3 protein-coding genes and 1 pseudogene are annotated in these 3377 nt (G+C 61.8%); 2 read left to right on the top strand and 2 right to left on the bottom strand.

Going from position 1 to position 3377, the window contains the following annotated elements:
* Positions 1 to 484 (top strand): IS66 family transposase (locus CQ13_RS09295; RefSeq protein WP_156433474.1); only part of this gene is annotated, 484 nt, incomplete at its 5' end.
* Positions 485 to 623: 139 nt separating this feature from the next.
* Here the strand turns inward: CQ13_RS09295 and tnpA are convergent.
* Positions 624 to 1073: an IS66-like element accessory protein TnpA gene (gene tnpA, locus CQ13_RS09290; protein ID WP_057842680.1), complete on the bottom strand. Its 450-nt coding sequence runs from the start codon at positions 1071 to 1073 to the stop codon at positions 624 to 626.
* A 698-nt stretch (positions 1074 to 1771) separates the two neighbouring features.
* Between tnpA and CQ13_RS42740 the strand changes: the two genes are divergently transcribed.
* Positions 1772 to 2020 carry a hypothetical protein gene (locus tag CQ13_RS42740; protein WP_057842679.1) on the top strand — a complete coding sequence of 83 codons (249 nt, stop codon included), beginning with the start codon at positions 1772 to 1774 and terminating at the stop codon, positions 2018 to 2020.
* Between the two features lie 439 nt (positions 2021 to 2459).
* Here CQ13_RS42740 and CQ13_RS40750 read toward each other — a convergent pair.
* Positions 2460 to 3220: pseudogene (locus tag CQ13_RS40750) on the bottom strand (IS5 family transposase); the annotation flags it as partial.
* Positions 3221 to 3377 lie beyond the last annotated feature (157 nt).

The following is a 3377-nucleotide window of genomic DNA, read 5'->3' as shown; positions in this document are numbered from 1 at the left end:
CGATGCACTCTTCGTCATCGAGCGCGAGATCAACGGCTTGACCGCCGCCGAGCGGTTTAGCGTGCGACAGCAAAAGAGCAAGCCGCTGTTCGATGCGATGCACGAATGGGTGACCACCGAACGCGCCACACTCTCGCGCTCCTCCGCGGTTCGCGAGCCGATCGACTACATGCTCAAGCGCTGGGCCGACTTCGCCCGCTTCCTTGATGATGGCAGAATCTGCCTGACCAACAACGCTGCGGAAAGAGCGCTGCGCGGTATCGCTCTCGGAAGACGCAATTGGACCTTTGCCGGTTCTCAGCGCGGGGCAGACCGCGCCGCTGTCATGCTGACGCTTCTCACCACCGCACGCCTCAACGATGTCGACCCGCAAGCCTGGCTCGCCGATGTTCTGGCCCGTATCGCCGATCTGCCTGCCTCGCGCCTGCACGAGCTGCTTCCTTGGGAATGGAAAAGGCTACGCGCGGTCGAAAAAAACCTCTGATCAGCGGTCCGTCGCAACCTGAACGTCTCAACCGGCTAGCGACCATCATAACCCAGACCGTCTATGCGCGCGCGTAATCGTTGCGCGGCCGTCGTCGGATGCGTACCGATCCAGATCGACAACCCAGGTCGGAGCCCGATCATCGGCCAACCGTCCCGACTGCCGCCAGCACCTCGCACAGCGCCCGCCGGTCGACTGTTCCCCTGACATGGATGCGAACCGCGCCGACCTCGATCTCGATCGCCGCCTGCTCTTCACTCGGCAATTGGCCCCCGCAGCCGGTGATCGCGACCGGCACAAAGCCAGGTGGCATGCCTCTGTCCCCGCGCTCCGCGACCTGCGCCCGCGTGGCCTGGCGACGCCAGAGAAACAACAGACTTGGCCTGATGTCGTGTCGCCGTGCCACCGCGGACACGCTTGCACCCAGCGCAAAACTCTCCGCGACAATCGCCGCCTTCGCATCGGCCGACCAGCGCCGTCGCCGGCCGGCCCCAGTGATGATCTCGACACGCTGCAGCGTGTCGAAAGGCTCCTTGAGGATAGGCGTATGCCTATCCGTATCGCTATCCTTACGACTATCCTTAAACATGGCGAGACCTCGTGATGATTCAGTCCACGAGATCTTCCTAACCCACCAAATCAGCCCTCAGCGCGTGGTCCCTGGATGACGCTCACCATAGAGAGGGGGAGCGCACTGAAGCGCGCTCCCCGCCGAAGCGCCTTTTCGCATATGCCGGAAGGAAGCGCTTTGATGATCTGCTCCGATATTTGGAGATAAGTATCTGCATAGCGGCCGGATGAATGGCGCGTGCTGGTTGCGTCCCGTTTGATCTCGTCCGCGACGGCCTCCGACAAATTAGAGCTTGATAGCGCTTCTGGGGCAACAACCGGGCCGGCGGCGGCCGAGCTTAGTTTAGAATCCTGCCCATCCTTTCGTCGTCTGCGGGAGACAATCAGAAGTAGAGCTGGCGTGCATCCGTCGGTGATGCTGGGAGAACCGGTCGTCGTGGCGGTCGCGCTCGCGACGTCCGCCGCTTCCGCTGCAACGCCGTCCTATGTGGGCGCCAGGTCTTCACTGAGCGCTTTGCTGAAGGGGTACTGGCTCCATCGGCGCGACGGACCGCGAGGCTGGACGCGATCGTCCATCACTTTGGTCTGGCGCTCGGCGGACGACCGGCGGCAGGCTCCCCAAAACGGCAGATGCTGCTGGTGAGTGAGGATACGCTCCCGCGCGTGTTCCGACACCGTAGCCGTCGGCCAGCTGACCTCTCAGGGTTATCGGCATTGATGACTGGGCTTGGCGGCGCAATCACCGACACCCAGCATCATCTGCAATCCGGAAAAGCGCAGGGTAGTCAGCCCGCGACCACCCCAGGCTGGCTCGCTGCTCATCCCACCATCGCGATCGTCGCCCGTGATCGCGGAGGATATGGCGAAGCCGCGGCGAAGGCCGTGCCGCACGCGGTACGGGTCGCAGATCGTTGGCATCTGATGGAGAATGCCAGTCTGGCCTTCCTCGATGCCGTCCGCAAATAGATGCGCCAGATCCGGAGCGCAATCGGGGCGACGACAACCGATCCCAAGCTGCTAACAGCCGTCGGGCCCTCTTCCAAGTATGAGGGCAATTTGCGCCGCGAGCCGACCAACGCCATCCTGGCTCTGAATGACACCGACCAGCTCCGACGGAGCAATCGCTGCCGGCGTGTCACTGGAGAGAAAGAATGGTAGCTTGACAACAACCCGCAATTAAAGGGCCGATTGACAGTGCACTGACCGAATCGCCGGCCCCAGGCGCGAGATCTCCACGCGCCTGGCGCGCAGTCGCGTCTTCAGGCCTAACTGCGGCCATTTGGGGAACGATGATACCGGACAGCTTGATGACGGCTGTGAGAACATCGGAAGACGTTGGCTCCGAAATCGCCCGTCGGGCTCCTTCGCGGTCTACGAAAACAGCCTTAGGTGGTGTGGACATTTCCCGCATCCATAAGATGATGGCTGCGAGAGTGACGACGGCACGGTAGTTTCGGGCGGTCTTTTCGAAGCGGGTTGCGACGCGGCGGAATTGCTTGAGTTTTGAGAAGCAGCATTCCACGAGATGGCGCTGGGCATAGAGATGCTTGTCGAGCGGATATTTGAGCGCGCGTGACGGGTTGTTGGGGATGACGGCGAGCGCGCCTTTGGCCGCGATGGCCTGGCGCAAGTGATCGGCGTCATAGGCCGTGTCGGCCATGACGACTTCGGCGGCCAATCCCTCGATCAATGCGGCGGCTTGCGGTGCATCGCCCTTTTGACCTGCGGTAAGGATGAACCGCACGGGACATCCCAAGCCTCGAACGGCCAGATGTATCTTGGTGCTCAGGCCACCGCGCGAGCGGCCGAGCGCCTGATCTTCAGACCCCCTTTTTTGGCCCCGGCAGCGTGCTGGTGGGCTCGGACGATCGTGGAATCGACGATCAGATATTCGAAATCCGGATCATCGGATATCGCCTCAAAGATGCGCCACCAAACACCCTTGACGCTCCATCTACTGAAGCGACGGAATACACTGTTCCATTCCCCGAACGCTTCCGGAAGATCACGCCAGGGAGCGCCCGTACGCACGATCCACAGCACACCTTCGACAAACATCCGGTTGTCGCGCCCGGTGGAGCCCTTCTGGTCAGGCCGACCTATAATCAGGGGAGCCATCCGCTCCCACGCCGCGTCGCTCAAAACCAACCGGTCCATCACACCCAAGACTGCCTCCCCAAAAGCAGCCTTGAATCTGATTTGCTCCTAAAAGGGAATCTGGAGGGTTCAATCTGGAGGGTTCTGTGAGGTCGCGCTCACGCGAGGGCACGGCAGGCGCTTATGACGCGACCTCATTGAAGCCGGATTGAACGAAGGCGCGGGA

This window comes from Bradyrhizobium retamae (genome assembly GCF_001440415.1).
GTDB classification, from domain to species: Bacteria; Pseudomonadota; Alphaproteobacteria; order Rhizobiales; family Xanthobacteraceae; genus Bradyrhizobium; species Bradyrhizobium retamae.
This window is presented reverse-complemented; position numbering and strand designations above follow the sequence as displayed.

Excerpts from the sequence above, each read along its gene's own strand:
- tnpA (WP_057842680.1), bottom strand. The coding sequence starts at position 1,073 with ATGTTTAAGGATAGTCGTAAGGATAGCGATACGGATAGGCATACGCCT.
- CQ13_RS42740 (WP_057842679.1), top strand. The coding sequence starts at position 1,772 with ATGACTGGGCTTGGCGGCGCAATCACCGACACCCAGCATCATCTGCAA.